Genomic DNA, 15,676 nt, shown 5'->3' with positions numbered 1-15,676 from the left:
GGACCAGGTTCGTGCACTGGTCGAGTCCACCTGTGCGTCTCAGGGGATCCCGGTACTCGTCACCGATCCGGGCGCGGTCACCCGGGTGGCGGTCCTGCTGGGAGCGGACAGGCTGGGGGGCGGACCCAAGCGCGGCAGCGCGAGTCCGGCGCCCAGGCGGACGCGACCATCAGAACCGCCACACGGGACGTACGCGCTCGACGGCAACCGAACGGGCGCCGATGACGCCCGGGTTGATGACCACGTGGTCGACCAAGACTTTGACGATGGCTCGTTGGCGATCGAGGTTGAGCCCGGACCACTGGGCCTGGAGCGCTCCGCCTTGCCCGAGGTAGGCGTCGAGTTGCCGCGTGCCGGATAGGCGGGAGAGTCTCTGTCGGTTCTCTGTGAGCCGCTGTTCGATGATGGCCTTGGCCCGCTTCCAGCCATCGGTGGTCATGTCGTCGCTGGCCCATAGTCCGGCTAGCTCAACGAGCTTGCCTTCGTCGGCGGCGATCTTGTCGTACAGCGATGCGGCTTGCGCGTCGTCCCGCACTCGCCCTGCTAGGGCGTCTTGCAGCTCGCGACTGTCGAGACGCATCAGTGTGGCCCTCGCGACGATCAGTTCCACCGGCTCGGCCGTGACGGTGATGCTGCCGCAGCCGCTACCACCGTCGAGTCCTGATCGGCAGATGTAGCGGCGGGTCTCATACCGGCGAGACGAAACCATCTTGTTGCCGCACTTTGCGCAGCGACACATGCCCGACAGGAGGTAGTTGCGTGCGGCTCGGTTGGTCCGGCGCTCGGGGGCGGTCAGCAGTCGGTGCAGGGCGTCGGCCGTCTCGGTGCTGATGATGGGTTCCCAGGCCGCGGGGCCCATCACTTTGCCGTTATGGACGCGTTCGCCGCAGATACGACGGTTAAGAAGTAGGCCGCGAATGACTGGGGTTCGCCACTGCTTCCCGGTCACGGTTCGAATGTCGTTGGCGTCCATCCAGCGGCCCACCGATGGCAGGCTCTCTCCTGCCAGGACCCGCTCAGCAATCTGACGGATGACCTCAGCCTCTGTCTGGTCGTGGGTCACCCGGTCGGGCAAGAACCCGAACGGTCGGGTGCCGCCACCGTGGGGCTGGCCAGCCTCTGCGATCTCTTGCATCTTTCGCTTCCCGCGTCGTCGCTTGCTGTCGCTTTCGTTTGCGGCGACAGCGGCGAGCATCCTTGCGACGAGCATCCCGTCACCCGTGGCCAGGTCGAAGGAGCCGGACACGGTGTGCAGGTCGGAGACTCTGGCTCTTTCGCAAGCGGAGATGAACTGCTCGAGCTCGCTCGGGCGCCGATAGAGGCGGTCCACGTGCCATGCCATCACCGCGTCTATGTGTCCCGCGTCGAGGTCTTCGAGCATGCGCTGATAGGCGGGTCTGGCCTTGCCTGAGTAGGCACTGATGTCATCGTCGACGTACTCCTCAGCGACGGTCCATCCGAGACGATCTGCCTCCGCGCGGCAGTCGCTGAGTTGTCGTCGAACGCCGAGCTGCTGTCCGTCGCGGTCTTGGGAGATGCGGGCGTAGATGGCGACGGCACGGCGTTCGGGCATGGGGTGACATTAAGACACCGTGGGCAAGACCACCATGCTGAACTGCCTCGCCGCCGCGATCCCGGGCGGGGAGCGGGTGATCTCGGCCGAGGAGGTCTTCGAGCTGCGCTTCCCCCACCCGGACTGGGTGCCGCTCCAGACCCGTCAGTCCGGGCTCGAGGGCACCGGGGAGATCAGGTTGCGGGACCTGGTCAAGGAGGCGCTGCGGATGCGGCCCTCCCGGATCATCGTGGGGGAGGTGCGCGCCGAGGAGTGCCTGGACCTGCTGCTCGCGCTCAACGCTGGCCTCCCGGGCATGTGCACCATCCACGCCAACAGCGCCCGCGAGGCGCTGGTCAAGGCGTGCACGCTCCCGCTGCTGGCGGGGGAGAACATCTCGGCCCGGTTCGTCGTCCCGACCGTCGCGGCGTCGATCGACCTGGTCGTGCACCTGTCCATGGACGCGCAGGGCGTACGCCGGGTGAACGAGGTCGTCGGCGTGCCGGGTCGCGCCGAGAACGACGTGATCGAGACCGAGACCCTCTTCGTCCGCGAGGGTGGCGAGCTGCGCCGCAGCAGCGGCCGCCCGCCACGTCCGGAGCTGTTCGCGCGGGCGGGGCTCGACCTCGACCGGCTCCTGGCCGAGCGCTGAGCGCGGCCGGCGCACGGGGACGGGGGAGCAGACGTGGGAGCGCTGGTCGGGATCGGCGCCGGGCTCGGCCTGGTGCTGGTGTGGTCGGCGTTCTTCCTGCCCCGCCGGCCTCGGCCGGCCGTCGCCCGGACCTCGCGCCTGGGTGTCCTGCTGGCCCGGGCCGGTCTGGCTGACGTGTCGGTGCGGTCCCTCGTCGGGCTGTGCCTGGCCTGCGGGGCGCTGGTGGCGGTGGCGGTCCAGGCGGTCGCCGGCACCCTCCCCGTCGCTCTGGTGTTCGCGGCCATGGCGACCTACGCGCCGATCGCCGTGGTCGGCAGCCGCGGACGGCGGCGCCAGCGCGACTTCGCCGAGGTCTGGCCCGAGGCGGTGGACAACCTGGCCTCCGCGGTCCGCGCCGGTCTCTCCCTGCCCGACGCGCTCGGCGCGCTCGCGGTGCGGGGGCCCGAGCCCCTCCGCCCGGCCTTCGACGCGTTCGCGCTGGACTACCAGGTCACCGGCCGGTTCGGGGAGTCCCTGGACCGGCTGAAGGACCGCCTCGCGGACCCCGTCGGTGACCGTGTCGTCGAGGGCCTCCGCGTCGCCCGCGAGGTCGGCGGGGGAGAGCTCGGCCGGCTGCTGCGCAACCTGTCCGGCTACCTCCGCGACGACCTGCGCACCCGTTCCGAGCTCGAGTCGCGGCAGTCCTGGTCGGTCAACGGTGCTCGGCTGGCAGTCGGCGCGCCGTGGGTCGTGCTGATCCTCATGAGCGGTCGTCCGGAGGTCATCCAGCGCTTCTCGTCGGCCGCCGGCGTGGTGATCCTGGTCGGCGGCGCCGCGACCTGCGTCGTGGCGTACCGCGTGATGATGCGCATCGGCCGGCTCCCCGTCGAGCGGCGGATCCTGGCATGACGCCCGCGGCGTGGGGTGCGGTCTGCGGGCTCGGAGCGGGGCTCGGGCTGGTGGTGGTCCTCGGGCGGGTGCTGGTCCTGCGCCGCACGCAGGTCGCGGTCCGCGTGCTCCCGTACGTCCGGGACCTCCCCCTGGCTAGACGTTCCACCGGCCTCCCCCTCGGCGGCGACGGCGACCCGACATCGGTCGTCACCGGCGTGTTCGGACCGGTCCTGGGGTCAGCCGCACGGACCGTCGACAAGGTCCTCGGCGGCTCGTCGTCGGTGCAGTGGCGGCTCCGGCGGTGCGGGTCGGACCGCGGCGTCCACGACTTCCGCGTCGAGCAGGTCCTCTGGGGGCTGACGGGCTTCGCGCTCGCGGCGGCGTACGGCGTGCTGGTCACCGTCACCGGCCGGGGCGACCCGCTGGTGCTGGTCACGCTCTGCGTCGCGGCGTTCGTCGGCGGGGTCGTGGTGCGCGACCGTCGGCTGACCGCCCAGGTCACGGCCCGCGAGCGCCGCATCCTGGCCGAGTTCCCCACGGTCGCCGAGCTGCTCGCGCTGGCCGTCGCCGCGGGCGAGGGCCCGGTCGCCGCGCTCGACCGGGTCGTGCGCCGCAGCGGCGGGGAGCTCTCCGCCGACCTGGCGCGGGTGCTGGCCTCGGTCCGCACCGGCGAACCCGTGGGCGTGGCGTTCGACGGCATGGCCGCGTCCAGCGGGCTGCCGCTGGTGGCGCGCTTCGCCCAGGGCGTCGCCGTCGCCGTCGAGCGCGGCACCCCGCTGGCCGACGTCCTGCACGCCCAGGCCGCCGACGTCCGGGAGGCCGGTCGCCGGGAGCTGATCGAGGCGGCGTCGCGCCGGGAGGTCCTGATGATGGCCCCGGTCGTCTTCCTCGTGCTGCCCGTGACCATCGTCTTCGCGTTCTGGCCGGGCTTCGTCGGCCTGTCGCTGACGACCTGACCCCACCACCTGACCCCACCACCCGACCCCCACCCAGAGGAACTCCGATGACACCGATCCTGCTGCTCCTGGTCCGGCTCCACCTCGCGCTCGTGGCGCCGCAGCCGGGACGGGGGCGCGACGAGCGCGGGGACGTCCCCGGCTGGGTGATGGTCACGGTGATGTCCGCCGGGGTGGTGGCCGTGCTGACCCCGCTGCTGCGCACCGAGCTGTCGCAGATGCTGCGCAACGCGCTCAGCTCGGTGCGGTAGGCCCGGGCCGGTGCTGCGACGTCGTCGGGGAGGGCGCGAGCGCGGCTCCGCGGTCGTCGACTTCGTCCTGGTGCTGGTCGTGCTCGTGCCGATGGTGCTCGGCGTGGTCCAGGTGGCCCTGGTGATGCTGGTCCGCAACACGCTGGCCGCAGCCGCTTCGGAGGGGGCCCGGTACGCCGCCACCGTCGACCGCGGCCCTGAGGACGGCGTGGCCCTGACCCGCCGCCAGATCGACGGCGCGCTGGCCGCGAGGTACGCCCGCGACGTCCGCGCCCGGCCGACGACCGTCGGGGGCGCTCCCGGGGTCGAGGTCGTGGTCAGCGCCGAGGTGCCGGCGCTGGGCCTGCTCGGGCCGTCCGTCGGGCTCACGGTCAGCGGGCGTGCGGTCGAGGAGCTGCCGTGACCCGGCCCGTGACGAGGAGGGCGGACGACCGGGGGAACGCCATGGTCGAGCTGGTCTGGCTCGGCACGCTCCTGCTGCTCCCGCTGATCTGGGTGGTGGTCTCGATCGGGGAGGTGCAGGCCGGGGCCTTCGGGACGTTGGCGGCCGCCCGGGCGGCCGGGCGGGCGTACGCCCTGGCTCCCGACGACGCGACCGGCGCCGAGCGGGCCAGCGCCGCGGCCCGGCAGGCGCTGGCCGACCAGGGGATGGCGGACGCGCCGATGGAGGTGACGGTGACCTGCCAGCCGTACCCCGACGACTGCCACGCCGGCACCTCGGTCATCACCGTCCACGTCGCCTCCGAGGTCGCGCTGCCGCTGCTGCCCGACGTGCTCGGCTCGGGCCGACCGTCGTTCGGCCTCGACGCCACCCACACCGTCCCGGTCGGGCAGTTCCAGGAGGTCGGATGAGGCTCCGGCCCACGGCGACCCGCGGCGGTGACGAGCGGGGCGCGACGATCGTGATGGTGATCGGCTTCGCCACGATCCTGCTGCTGGTGATCGCGGTCGCGGTCGACTCCACCGCGGCCTACGTCCAGCGCCAGGGCCTCGACACCCTCGCCGACGGTGCCGCGCTCCAGGGCGCCGACCTCGCCGCGGAGGGCGAGGAGGTCTACACCCAGGGCGTGCCGGTCGAGGGCAGCCTCGAGGTCACCGCCGACCGCGCCCGGCAGGCGGTGGGGGCGTACCTCGACCAGGTCGGTGCCCGAGGTCGCTATCCCGGCCTGGCCTACGTCGTCTCCGTCGACGCCACCACCGTCACCGTGCGGCTCAGCGCCCCGCTGGACCTGCCGCTGGACTTCCCCGGCGCACCCGCCGCCCCGTCCGTCGGCTCGACGGGGTCGGCGGTGGTCGACCCGGAGGACTGAGGCTCGATGTGTGGATCGCCTCTACCCGGTGCACCTGATCCACACGTCGACGGGCCGCCCCCGTCCTACGGTCGTCCCATGCCCCCCACCCCTCCGCCCCCTCCTCGCCGCCTCCGCGCTGACCACGGCCCTCACCGCCGGCCTGCTCGCTGCCACGCCGGCCGCCGACGCCGCGCCCGCCGACCGGTACGCCCGTGCCGCCGTGACGGCCACCAACGCCGCCCGCGCCGACCACGACCGTGCCCGCCTGCACGGCCAGGCCTGCCTGCAGCGCAAGGCGCGCTCCCACGCCCGCGACATGGCCCAGCAGGAGCGGATGTTCCACCAGGACCTCGGCCCGGTGCTGCGGGACTGCGGGATGAACGCCGTCGGGGAGAACGTCGCGGTCGGCTACACCTCCGGCCGCGCGGTCGTCCGCGGCTGGATGGGCTCCGAGGGCCACCGCGCCAACATCCTCAACCCGACCTTCCGCCGTGTCGCCGTCGCCGCCGCGAAGGACGGCGACGGCACCTGGTACGCCGCCCAGGTCTTCGGACGCCGCGCCTGACCACCCGGCCGGGCCGCGTCCCACGGCTACCGTCGCGACCGTGAGCCAGAACCCCGCCCCGCTTCCCGAGAGCCCCCGCACGATCCTGGTGACGGGCGCCCGGGGGTACGTCGGCTCCCGCCTCGTCCCCGCCCTGCTCGACCGCGGCCACACCGTGGTCGCGACCGCGTCCTCCCCGCCCAAGCCGGGCGCCTTCCCCTGGGAGGACCGGGTGGAGTGGCGGGTCATGCAGGCCACCGAGCCGGCCGACGTGCGCGCGGCGGTCGAGGGCGTCGACGCCGTCTGCTACCTCGTGCACGGCCTGGACCGCGCCGACTTCACCGACCGCGACCGCGTCGCCGCCCACGCCATGCGCGAGGCCGTCGACGAGGCCGGTGTGGAGCGGGTCGTCTACCTGTCCGGCCTGGTCCCCGACATCGCCCGGGAGCACCTCTCGGCCCACCTGTCCTCGCGCCTGGAGGTCGAGGAGATCCTCGACGGGGCCTCCTGCTCGACGCTGTCCATGCGCGCCGGCGTCGTCGTCGGGGCCGGGTCGACCTCCTTCGAGATCATCCGCCAGATCTCCTCGCTGCTGCTGGTGCAGCCCGTCCCGACCTGGCTCGACCATGAGGTGCAGCCGATCGCGGTCAGCGACACCCTCACGATGCTGGTCCACGCCCTGGAGCACGACGAGATCGAGGGCTCGGTCGACGTCGGCGGGCCCGACATCCTGCGCTACACCGACTTCCTGGCCATGTTCTGCGCCGCCGCCGGGCTCTTCCGCGTACGCCTCCGCATCCCCCTGGTCCCCACCGCGCTGGTGGCCCGGGCGGCCCCGCTGCTGCTCACCGCGCCGTCCTCGACGGTCGCCTCGCTGGTCGAGAGCCTGCGCCACGACATGGTCTGTGCGCCCGACCGGCACTGGGTGCTGCCCACCGCGCAGACGCCGCTGGCCGTCGCGGTCGAGCAGTCGCTGCACCCCGACCGCCCCGGCGGCACCGGCCGTCCGGCCGAGGCGCTCCTCGACGGTGACGCCGCCTGGACCGACCGGCGGCTGCTGCTCGAGAAGCTCACCGGGCTGTCCCTGCCGGTGCCCGCCGTGGTGCGCGCGGGTGCGGCCACCGGTCTCAACCCCGCCCGCCGACTGGCGCGCCTGCTCGGCTGAACCGGCGCGCTGCGGCGCGGGTAGAGTCCCCTGACGTGGCTGGCCCCGACTTCGACTCTGCGTTCAAGACCCTCACCGCGACGATGCGGACCATCGAGCAGGCGCTCGACATCGACGACATGCGCCGCGAGATCCGTGACCTCGGTGAGCAGGTCGCCGCGCCCGACCTCTGGGACGACCAGGCCAACGCCACCCGTGTGACCGGCCAGCTCTCCCACCTGCAGGGCCAGGTCGACCGGTTCGACGAGCTCAACGCCCGGATCGAGGACCTCGGCGCGCTCGTCGAGCTCGGCCAGGAGGAGGGCGACGCCGACTCGATGGCCGAGGCCGAGCGCGAGCTCGGCAAGGTCCGCGACGCCGTCGAGTCCCTCGAGGTCCGCACCCTGCTCTCGGGCGAGTACGACGTCCGCGAGGCCCTGGTCACCATCCGCTCCGGCGCGGGCGGGGTCGACGCCGCCGACTTCGCCGAGATGCTGATGCGGATGTACACGCGCTGGGCCGAGCAGCACAAGTACCCGGTCGAGGTCTTCGAGACCTCCTACGCCGAGGAGGCCGGGCTCAAGTCGGCCACCTTCGCCGTCCACGCGCCCTACACCTACGGCACGCTCTCGGTCGAGGCCGGCACCCACCGCCTGGTCCGGATCAGCCCCTTCGACAACCAGGGCCGCCGCCAGACCTCCTTCGCCGCGGTCGAGGTCGTGCCGGTGCTCGAGCAGACCGACGAGATCGACGTGCCCGACGAGGAGATCCGCGTCGACGTCTACCGCTCCGGCGGTCCCGGCGGCCAGTCGGTCAACACGACCGACTCCGCCGTGCGCCTGACGCACCTGCCGACCGGCACCGTCGTGTCCTGCCAGAACGAGAAGAGCCAGCTGCAGAACAAGGCCAGCGCCATGGTGGTGCTCAAGGCCAAGCTGCTGGCCCGCAAGAAGGCCGAGGAGAAGGCGCACCTCGACGGCATGCGCGGCGACGCCCAGGCCAGCTGGGGCGACCAGATGCGCAACTACGTGCTGAACCCGTACCAGGTCGTCAAGGACCTGCGCACGGGCTTCGAGGCCGGCAACCCCAGCCAGGTCCTCGACGGCGACCTCGACGGCTTCCTCGAGGCCGGCATCCGCTGGCGCCGCGGCGCCGTCGTCGCCGACGCCTGAGCTACCCGGAGGACGCCGCCCCGGCCACGGCCGCGCACCAGGTCGAGGCCCGGGCCGCGAGCTCCTCGCGGGTCGGGGCCTCGTCGCCGGAACGCGGCGCGGCCAGGGTGCAGGTGAGCCACGCGTCGCCGAACAGCCCGGCCAGCACCTGCTCCCGGCGGGGCCCGTCCTGGCAGTCGGCGGCCACCGTCGGGGTCCCGTACGCCGGGGCGCCCGCCGCGGGCGAGCAGCCCTCGGTCCCGGTCGTCGAGGAGCGCAGGGCGCGGGCCTCGGCGACCGTGGTCGGCGGCGCGAACACCCAGGCCCGGGCGCGGACGCCGCCGGGGCCCTGCCAGGAGCAGCCGTGCTCGTGGGCGACGTCGCGCAGACCGGGCTCGAGCGCGGTCTTCTGACCGTTCTCCCAGGCCACGGCGTCGACCCGGTCGGTGTCCTCGGTCGTCAGCGCCAGCGCGCGCAGCACCGAGGCCGGTTCCACGGCCTCGCAGAACGGCTCGCGGGCGACCGTGAGCGTGGTCGTGTCGACGTCCTCGAGCGGCGTGCCGGTGTCGGTGGGGGAGGGGGCGGCGGACCCGCCACCCGCGTCGTCGTCGCCGCCCCGGCCGAGGGTGACGCCGACCAGCGCGACCACGACGACGAGCACCAGGACGCCGACCAGCGCCAGGCCGACGCGGCGGCGGCGGACGGGGTCGGTGGGAAGCACGGCCGGAAGCCTACGGGTCGGGCCGGGGCCGCACCGCGCGGCCGGGGTCCCCGCGGGGCTGGTCCTAGCACCTATATTCGATCTACGTGATTCGATTCGAGAAGGTCACCAAGACCTACCCCGGCCCGGGAGCGCCTGCCCTCGACGGGGTCACCGTCGACATCGAGAAGGGCGAGTTCGTCTTCCTGGTCGGTGCCTCGGGCTCCGGGAAGTCCACCGCCCTGCGCCTGGTGCTGCGCGAGACCCGGCCCACGTCGGGGCGCGTCTACGTCGCCGGCAAGGAGATCAACCGCCTCGCTGGCTGGAAGGTCCCGCGGCTGCGCCGCCAGATCGGGACGGTCTTCCAGGACTTCCGCCTGCTGCAGAACAAGAACGTCTCGGAGAACGTCGCCTTCGCCCTGCAGGTGATCGGCAAGTCGCGCAGCGAGATCCGTCAGGTCGTCCCGGAGACCCTCGAGCTGGTCGGCCTGTCCGGCAAGGGCGACCGGCTGCCCGACGAGCTCTCCGGCGGCGAGCAGCAGCGGGTGGCGATCGCCCGGGCCTTCGTCAACCGACCGATGATCCTGATCGCCGACGAGCCGACCGGCAACCTCGACCCCACCAGCTCGGTGGAGGTCATGAAGCTGCTGGAACGGATCAACCAGACCGGCACCACCGTCGTCATGGCCACCCACGACTCCGGCGTGGTCGACCACATGCGCAAGCGCGTGGTCGAGCTCGGTGGCGGCCGCCTCCTCCGCGACCAGGTCGAGGGCGGGTACGGCGCCGCGGGCTGAGCCGCCCCGGCCGTACCCCGACGGATCCCGCACCGCCCCCGCCAGACCCAGGAGCCACCCCCCTCATGCAGCTGCGCTACATCTTCACCGAGCTCCGTCAGGGGCTGCGTCGCAACGTCTCGATGCACATCGCCGTCGTGCTGACCCTCTTCGTCTCGCTCACCCTCGTCGGGCTCGGGACGCTGCTGGCCCAGCAGGCCGACCGCGCGACCGAGCAGTGGGGCAACCAGCTCCAGATCACCGTCTACCTGTGCCGCGACGGCGACGAGAACCCGGCCTGCCAGTCCGAGGTCACCGACCCGCAGCTGGACCAGGTCGTGACCACGGTCGCCGACAACCCCGAGGTCTCCGGCTACCAGCTGGAGAGCAAGGCGGAGGCCTTCGAGAAGGTCAAGGAGCTCTACGGCGAGGAGACGTTTTCGGGCCCGAACCCCCTGCTGACCGAGGAGGACATGGCGCAGTCGGTGCGGATCACGCTGCAGGACCCCAACGAGTTCGCGGGCGTGACCAGCGCCGTGACCGGCCTGGACGGGGTGTCGCAGGTCCAGGACCTGCGCGACTCGGTCGGCCCGATCCTCGACTCCATCGACGTGCTGACGATCGCGGCCTGGGGGACCGCGGCGCTGCTGGTGGCCGCGGCGCTGCTGCTGGTGGCCAACACGATCCGGTTGGCGGCCTTCGCCCGGCGCAAGGAGATCGGCATCATGCGCCTGGTCGGCGCGTCCACGCTCTACATCGCGCTGCCGTTCCTGATGGAGGCGCTGGTGACGGCGGTGATCGGGGTCGGGCTGGCCGCCGGGGCGCTGGCGAGCTTCCTGAAGTTCGGCATCACCGACGGTGTCGCGCAGGACCTGACGTTCATCCCGTGGGTGGGGTGGAGCGAGTGGGGCGTCGCCGTGGTCGTGGTCGCCGTCCTCGGGCCGGCGCTGACGCTGCTGCCGACACTCCTGCTGACCCGCAAATACATCAAAGTCTGACCCTCAGGCTCTACCTTCGAGTCGCTTCTCTTCCCCGAAACGCCGAAGGCGGAACACGTGCGCTCCTTCCCCAGCGCTCCTGGTCGCCGTGTCGCAGCAGCCACCCTGGCTGCCGCGCTCACGTGTGGTCTGGGCACGACCCTGTCCTCGACGTCCCCGGCCTCGGCCGAGGGCCTGCGGGACCGGCAGCAGGACCTCCAGGACCGGATCGAGGCCACGCGGAACGGCATCGACGAGGCCAGCGACCGCGCCCAGCGGGCGAACGCCGCGCTCGACGCCGCCACGGACCGCCTCACCGACGCCCGTGAGCGGCTGACCCGCCTCGAGGGCGAGGTCGCCGAGGCCGAGGACCGCAACGCCGAGCTGCGCGTCGAGCTGGCTGCCTCCGAGGAGCGCCTGGCCGCGGCGGAGGCCGCACTGATCGTCGGTCGGCTCGAGGTCGTCGAGACCCGCAACGAGGCCACCGACACGATCACCTCGATCTACCAGGGCGCGGGCGACCCCGGTCTGCGGACGCTGTCGTCCTTCCTGTCCGCCGGCTCGCTGGAGGACATCGAGGCCGAGCAGCAGGCCGAGCAGCTCATCGTGGGGCGCCAGACCACGGCGTACGACGACGTCCAGGCCGCCGAGGACCGCCTCGAGGCCACCGAGGCCGAGGTGTCCGAGGCCACCGACCTGGTCGCCGCCCAGCAGGCCGAGGCCGCGCGCACCGTCGAGCGGATGCGGGTGCTGCGCGACCGCGCCGTCACCGCGCGCGACCAGGTGCTGGAGCTCGTGCGTACCAACCGGTCGGCCAAGCAGGCCGCGCTGGCCGCCCGGGCCAAGGACCAGAAGGCGCTGGTGCAGCTCGAGCGCCAGGAGGCCGACGTCCGCGAGAAGATCCTCGCCGCCCAGCGCGCCGCCGAGCGGGCCGGGACCGGCTACACCGGCGAGACGACGGGCCTCTTCACGATGCCCTCCGGCGGGCCCGTCACCTCGCCGTACGGGTACCGCACGCACCCGATCTACGGCTACTACGGCCTGCACGACGGCACCGACTTCGCCCCCGGCTGTGGCGCCCCGCTGTCGGCCATGGCCGACGGCACCGTCATCTCCAGCTACTCCTCCGACGTCTACGGCAACCGCCTCTACGTCTCGCTGGGCAACGTCAACGGCGTCAACCTCACCGCGGTCTACAACCACGCGTCGAGCTACACCGTCGGCGTGGGCCAGCAGGTCTCGCAGGGCCAGACCCTCGGGTACGTCGGTGACACGGGCTGGTCCACGGGCTGCCACCTGCACTTCACGCTGCTGGAGAACGGCACCGCCGTCGACCCGATGGAGTACCTGTAGGGGCCACCTCGGGGCAACCGGATTGACCGTGCCTGGGAGGATGGGGGCATGGCCAAGGAGACGGGGCGGCAGATGGTCGCGCAGAACAAGAAGGCGCGGCACGACTACCTCATCGAGGACACCTTCGAGGCCGGGATGGTGCTGCAGGGCACCGAGGTGAAGTCGCTGCGGATGGGCCGCGCCTCGCTGGTCGACGGCTTCGTCGACATCGAGCGGGACGAGGCCTGGCTGCACGGGGTGCACATCCCGGAGTACACGCAGGGAACGTGGACCAACCACGCCGCCCGCCGCAAGCGCAAGCTGCTGCTGCACCGCAGCGAGATCGAGAAGATCGAGCGTCGTGCGAGCGAGAAGGGCCTGACGGTCATCCCGCTGGCGCTCTACTTCCTCAACGGCCGCGCCAAGGTCGAGATCGCGCTCGGCAAGGGCAAGAAGACGTGGGACAAGCGGCACGCGCTCGCGGAGCGGCAGGCCGTCCGGGAGAAGGACCAGGCCCTGGGGCGTCGCCTCAAGGGGATGGACGACTGACCCCGGTGGTCGAGGAGCGAGCGCAGCCCCCGGTGGTCGAGGAGCGAGCCCAGTCCCCGGTGGTCGAGGAGCGAGTGCAGCCCCCGGTGGTCGAGGAGCGAGTGCAGCCCCCGGTGGTCGAGGAGCGAGTGCAGCCCCCGGTGGTCGAGGAGCGAGCGCGGCGAGCGTCACGAGACCAGGACGTCGCCCCGGTCCGCGCGTTCTGGGAACGTCTGGGCCTGCCGGGCCTGGTCGACGTCCACGCCCACTTCCTGCCGCCGCCGATCGAGAAGGCCGTGTACGCCGTCTTCGACGCGGCCGGTCCGAAGATCGGGCGGCCCTGGCCGATCCGCTACCGGGCCCCGGTCGAGGAGCGGGTCGCGCTGCTGCGGGCGATGGGCGTCCGCGCGTTCCCGACGTTGCCCTACGCCCACAAGCCCGGGGTGGCGGGGTTCCTCAACGACTGGGCACGCGACTTCGCGCGCGAGGTGCCCGAGAGCCTGTGGTCCGGCACGTTCTTCCCCGAGCCGGAGGCCGGCGCCTACGTCGCCGACCTGGTCGGAGCCGGCATCGCGGTGTTCAAGGTCCACGTGCAGGTGGGCGAGTTCCACCTCGACGACCGCCTGCTCGACCCCGTCTGGGGCGTGCTCGAGGACGCGGGGACGCCGGTGGTCGTGCATGCGGGGTCCGGCCCCGTCGCGAACGCCTTCACCGGGCCGGAGCCGATGCGCGCGGTCCTCGAGCGGTTCCCGCGGCTGGCCGTGGTGGTCGCCCACATGGGAGCCCCGGAGTACGACGGGTTCTTCGCCCTCGCCGAGCGCTTCGAGCGGGTGCGGCTGGACACCACGATGGTCTTCACCGACTTCTTCGACGAGGCCGCCGGCCGCTTCCCCGACCACCTGGTCCCCGCGCTGCGCGACCTCGGCGGCAAGATCCTGCTGGGCACCGACTTCCCGACGATCCCCTACCCCTACGCCCACCAGCTGGAGAGCCTGGAGCGGCTCGGTCTCGGCGACGACTGGCTGCGCGCGGTCTGCTGGGAGAACGGGGCGGCGCTGTTCGGGGTCGGCAGCAGCAGGTGAGCGGGCCGCATCGCAATCAGGTCGACGTGGCCCCGGGTGGGGCGGCTATGCTGGAGTCACAACTCAAGAGGGGCTGATCGGTTTCGACTTGGGACGTACGTCCCAGGGGAAGCGGGTCGAGGAGCCAACGTCATCTCGTAAACGATCGTTGGGAACTTATAACTGCCGACTCTAAGCGCAGTTCCTTCGCTCTCGCTGCCTGAGCAGTGATCGAAGCGTCAGACCGGGCATCCGTCTCCGTCCCGGAACCTGGCGTCATCTAGGAGACTTGCTGATCACCTGCTGTCAGGGCGGGTGATCGGGACTCAAACCTGACTGGGCCTGTCGGCGACGTGTTCGTGCGAGCGTCGGGGCCGAGAAAACGACAGCACGGACTGCACCCGGAGAAGACCTGGTTCGACGCTCGAGGACGCGGGTTCGATTCCCGCCAGCTCCACGACAGCCCTCTGTTGAGAAGGCCCCCGCCCCGGCGGGGGCCTTCGTCACGTCCGGACGGGGACCATTCGCCGGGACGTCATGCGGATCGAGCAGACGTGTCCACGGTCCGGATGACCTCCCGGGCCCGGTCACGCCCTCAGCCCTCGTCGACCATCGGCTGGAGGGCCGCGAGCAGGGCCGCGTACGTCCCGTCGACGTCCCCCGGTGCCGTGGGCAGCAGGATCGTGCCCGGCTCAGTCACCACCAGCCCGGCCATCGCCTCCTGCCACCGCCCGAGCGCCGCCGCCCCGCCGTCGGCCTCGACGGTCCTCGCTGCGAGCCGGTGGTGCAGCAGGTCGGTGGGCCGGTCGCGGAACCGTGCGGCCACGTCGGCAGGGTCGCCGGTGAGCACCACGTGCACGTGCGCGCAGCCGAGGTCGGTCGCCGCACGACGGAACCTGTCCAGCTCGTCGCTGCTCGCGATCATCTGGGGGAGCACCACGTCGCCGCTGTGCTCGAGGTAGGCCGAGATCATCGCCACCGCGGCGGGCCTGATGAGCGCGCCGGCGCCGGCGAAGTCCTCCTCGACACCTGCGACGAACCCGCGCAGCTCGTCGATCTCGCAGTTCAGGGTGCCCGGGTGGTCGGCGGCGTACCGCGCCGCGAGCGCGCTCTTGCCCACGCCGGGCGGACCGTTGAGGTGGATCAACCGGTGAGGGCTCACCCCGGCGGGGCGACCTGGGTGTCCGCCCGTCCGGCGCGGGCGAGCGCGTCGGCGACGAAGCCGTTCGCCTTCTGCTCCTCGACGTAGGTCCGCAGGAAGTCGACTGTCGCCGCCGTGCGGGTCTGCGTCGTGCCGACAGCCTGCTCGATCTGCATGAAGGCCGGCTCGAGCAGCCGGTGGCCCGGGTGGTCGGCCACGAAGGCGGTGACCGGCTGCCGGATGCCGGCGCCCACCTCCAGCGACTCCTCGACGTAGACGGTGGTGCCCTCGGCGCCACGGACGATCTCGGCGTGCTCGAGGGCGCGCGTCAGGTGGAGGTCGTAGGCGGAGCCCTGCTTGACCCCGACGCGTACGCCCGCGTGGTCGACCTCGTCGGCGCCGGCGAGGGGGGAGTCGACGGGGACGACGTAGACGCCCTCGATCAGCACGTACGGCGCGGTGAAGGCGACGGTCTCGGCGCGGGCCGGGTCGACGGCGAGGAAGCACAGGTCCGCGCGTCCGTCCTGCATCGCCTCGAGCGACCTGCGGGCAGCATCGAAGCAGAGCAGGTCGACCGGCAGCCCAAGGCGCTCGCCGAGGGCGCGCGCCAGGTCGACGGTCACCCCGCCCGGCTCCTCAGGGGTGCCGTGGGCGAGCACCGGGTTGCCGAGGTTGATCGACGCGCGCAGCGTGCCGCTCGGGGCGAGGTCCGCGGCGACGGCCGCCACTTCGGGTGAGGTCATGGGCCC

General features: G+C 72.6%; 19 protein-coding genes and 1 other RNA gene. 16 read left to right on the top strand and 4 right to left on the bottom strand.

The genetic code is table 11. The features are described from left to right. Positions 1–169: 169 nt before the first annotated feature. On the bottom strand, positions 170–1,573 hold the full coding sequence (locus GV155_RS14090; RefSeq protein WP_160008913.1) for a recombinase family protein: 1,404 nt from the start codon (positions 1,571–1,573) through the stop codon (positions 170–172). Positions 1,574–1,592: 19 nt separating this feature from the next. On the opposite strand from GV155_RS14090, the gene GV155_RS14085 reads away from it, so the two are divergent. From GV155_RS14085 to prfB, 10 genes are read left to right on the top strand one after another with little or no spacing between them, the layout of a single operon-like run. After that, positions 1,593–2,204 carry a CpaF/VirB11 family protein gene (locus GV155_RS14085; RefSeq protein WP_236554331.1) on the top strand — a complete coding sequence of 204 codons (612 nt, stop codon included), beginning with the start codon at positions 1,593–1,595 and terminating at the stop codon, positions 2,202–2,204. A 33-nt stretch (positions 2,205–2,237) separates the two neighbouring features. Next, complete coding sequence (locus GV155_RS14080; protein ID WP_160008911.1) at positions 2,238–3,092, top strand: type II secretion system F family protein; 855 nt, start codon at positions 2,238–2,240, stop codon at positions 3,090–3,092. Beyond that, on the top strand, positions 3,089–4,030 hold the full coding sequence (locus GV155_RS14075; RefSeq protein WP_160008909.1) for a type II secretion system F family protein: 942 nt from the start codon (positions 3,089–3,091) through the stop codon (positions 4,028–4,030). Before GV155_RS14080 ends, GV155_RS14075 begins: the two co-directional genes overlap by 4 nt. 47 nt (positions 4,031–4,077) lie before the next feature. Next, positions 4,078–4,281, top strand: coding sequence for a hypothetical protein (locus tag GV155_RS14070; protein ID WP_160008907.1), 204 nt, complete (start codon positions 4,078–4,080; stop codon positions 4,279–4,281). Positions 4,282–4,291: 10 nt separating this feature from the next. After that, positions 4,292–4,684: a TadE/TadG family type IV pilus assembly protein gene (locus GV155_RS14065; RefSeq protein ID WP_236554330.1), complete on the top strand. Its 393-nt coding sequence runs from the start codon at positions 4,292–4,294 to the stop codon at positions 4,682–4,684. After that, positions 4,681–5,133, top strand: a complete 453-nt coding sequence (locus GV155_RS14060) for a hypothetical protein (RefSeq protein WP_160008905.1) — start codon at positions 4,681–4,683, stop codon at positions 5,131–5,133. Before GV155_RS14065 ends, GV155_RS14060 begins: the two co-directional genes overlap by 4 nt. Then, on the top strand, positions 5,130–5,591 hold the full coding sequence (locus GV155_RS14055; RefSeq protein WP_160008903.1) for a pilus assembly protein TadG-related protein: 462 nt from the start codon (positions 5,130–5,132) through the stop codon (positions 5,589–5,591). The genes GV155_RS14060 and GV155_RS14055 overlap by 4 nt, the downstream gene beginning before the upstream one ends. Positions 5,592–5,601: 10 nt before the next feature. Further along, positions 5,602–6,138, top strand: coding sequence for a CAP domain-containing protein (locus GV155_RS14050; RefSeq protein ID WP_160008901.1), 537 nt, complete (start codon positions 5,602–5,604; stop codon positions 6,136–6,138). 40 nt (positions 6,139–6,178) lie between these two features. Continuing rightward, entirely contained in the window at positions 6,179–7,282 is a 1,104-nt protein-coding gene (locus tag GV155_RS14045; RefSeq protein ID WP_160008899.1) for an NAD(P)H-binding protein, read from the top strand. Between the two features lie 35 nt (positions 7,283–7,317). After that, positions 7,318–8,433 (top strand): peptide chain release factor 2, encoded by a 1,116-nt coding sequence (prfB, locus tag GV155_RS14040; RefSeq protein WP_160008897.1) that lies wholly within the window; start codon positions 7,318–7,320, stop codon positions 8,431–8,433. 1 nt (position 8,434) lies between these two features. Here prfB and GV155_RS14035 read toward each other — a convergent pair whose 3' ends face one another. Further along, positions 8,435–9,133: a hypothetical protein gene (locus GV155_RS14035; RefSeq protein ID WP_160008895.1), complete on the bottom strand. Its 699-nt coding sequence runs from the start codon at positions 9,131–9,133 to the stop codon at positions 8,435–8,437. Positions 9,134–9,219: 86 nt separating this feature from the next. Here GV155_RS14035 and ftsE point away from each other — a divergent pair, with 86 nt between their 5' ends. The 6 genes from ftsE to ssrA all read left to right on the top strand — a co-directional run bounded on the left by ftsE (position 9,220) and on the right by ssrA (position 14,246). Continuing rightward, positions 9,220–9,909, top strand: coding sequence for a cell division ATP-binding protein FtsE (gene ftsE, locus GV155_RS14030; protein WP_160008893.1), 690 nt, complete (start codon positions 9,220–9,222; stop codon positions 9,907–9,909). Between the two features lie 65 nt (positions 9,910–9,974). After that, on the top strand, positions 9,975–10,886 hold the full coding sequence (ftsX, locus tag GV155_RS14025; RefSeq protein WP_160008891.1) for a permease-like cell division protein FtsX: 912 nt from the start codon (positions 9,975–9,977) through the stop codon (positions 10,884–10,886). Between the two features lie 57 nt (positions 10,887–10,943). Next, entirely contained in the window at positions 10,944–12,218 is a 1,275-nt protein-coding gene (locus GV155_RS14020) for a M23 family metallopeptidase (protein ID WP_160008889.1), read from the top strand. 48 nt (positions 12,219–12,266) lie between these two features. Beyond that, a complete protein-coding gene (smpB, locus tag GV155_RS14015; protein WP_160008887.1) occupies positions 12,267–12,746 on the top strand; it encodes an SsrA-binding protein SmpB in 480 nt (159 codons plus the stop codon). 5 nt (positions 12,747–12,751) lie between these two features. After that, complete coding sequence (locus GV155_RS14010) at positions 12,752–13,807, top strand: amidohydrolase family protein (RefSeq protein WP_236554329.1); 1,056 nt, start codon at positions 12,752–12,754, stop codon at positions 13,805–13,807. 69 nt (positions 13,808–13,876) lie between these two features. After that, positions 13,877–14,246, top strand: a transfer-messenger RNA (tmRNA) gene (ssrA, locus tag GV155_RS14005). Between the two features lie 135 nt (positions 14,247–14,381). Here the strand turns inward: ssrA and GV155_RS14000 are convergent. Together GV155_RS14000 and GV155_RS13995 are read right to left on the bottom strand one after the other, a co-directional pair. Beyond that, positions 14,382–14,948, bottom strand: coding sequence for an AAA family ATPase (locus GV155_RS14000; RefSeq protein ID WP_160008885.1), 567 nt, complete (start codon positions 14,946–14,948; stop codon positions 14,382–14,384). Then, complete coding sequence (locus GV155_RS13995; protein WP_160008883.1) at positions 14,945–15,670, bottom strand: transporter substrate-binding domain-containing protein; 726 nt, start codon at positions 15,668–15,670, stop codon at positions 14,945–14,947. Before GV155_RS13995 ends, GV155_RS14000 begins: the two co-directional genes overlap by 4 nt. Positions 15,671–15,676: the final 6 nt, after the last annotated feature.

It is taken from the genome of Nocardioides sp. AX2bis, assembly GCF_902506435.1.
In the GTDB taxonomy this organism is placed as follows: Bacteria; Actinomycetota; Actinomycetes; order Propionibacteriales; family Nocardioidaceae; genus Nocardioides.
This window is presented reverse-complemented; position numbering and strand designations above follow the sequence as displayed.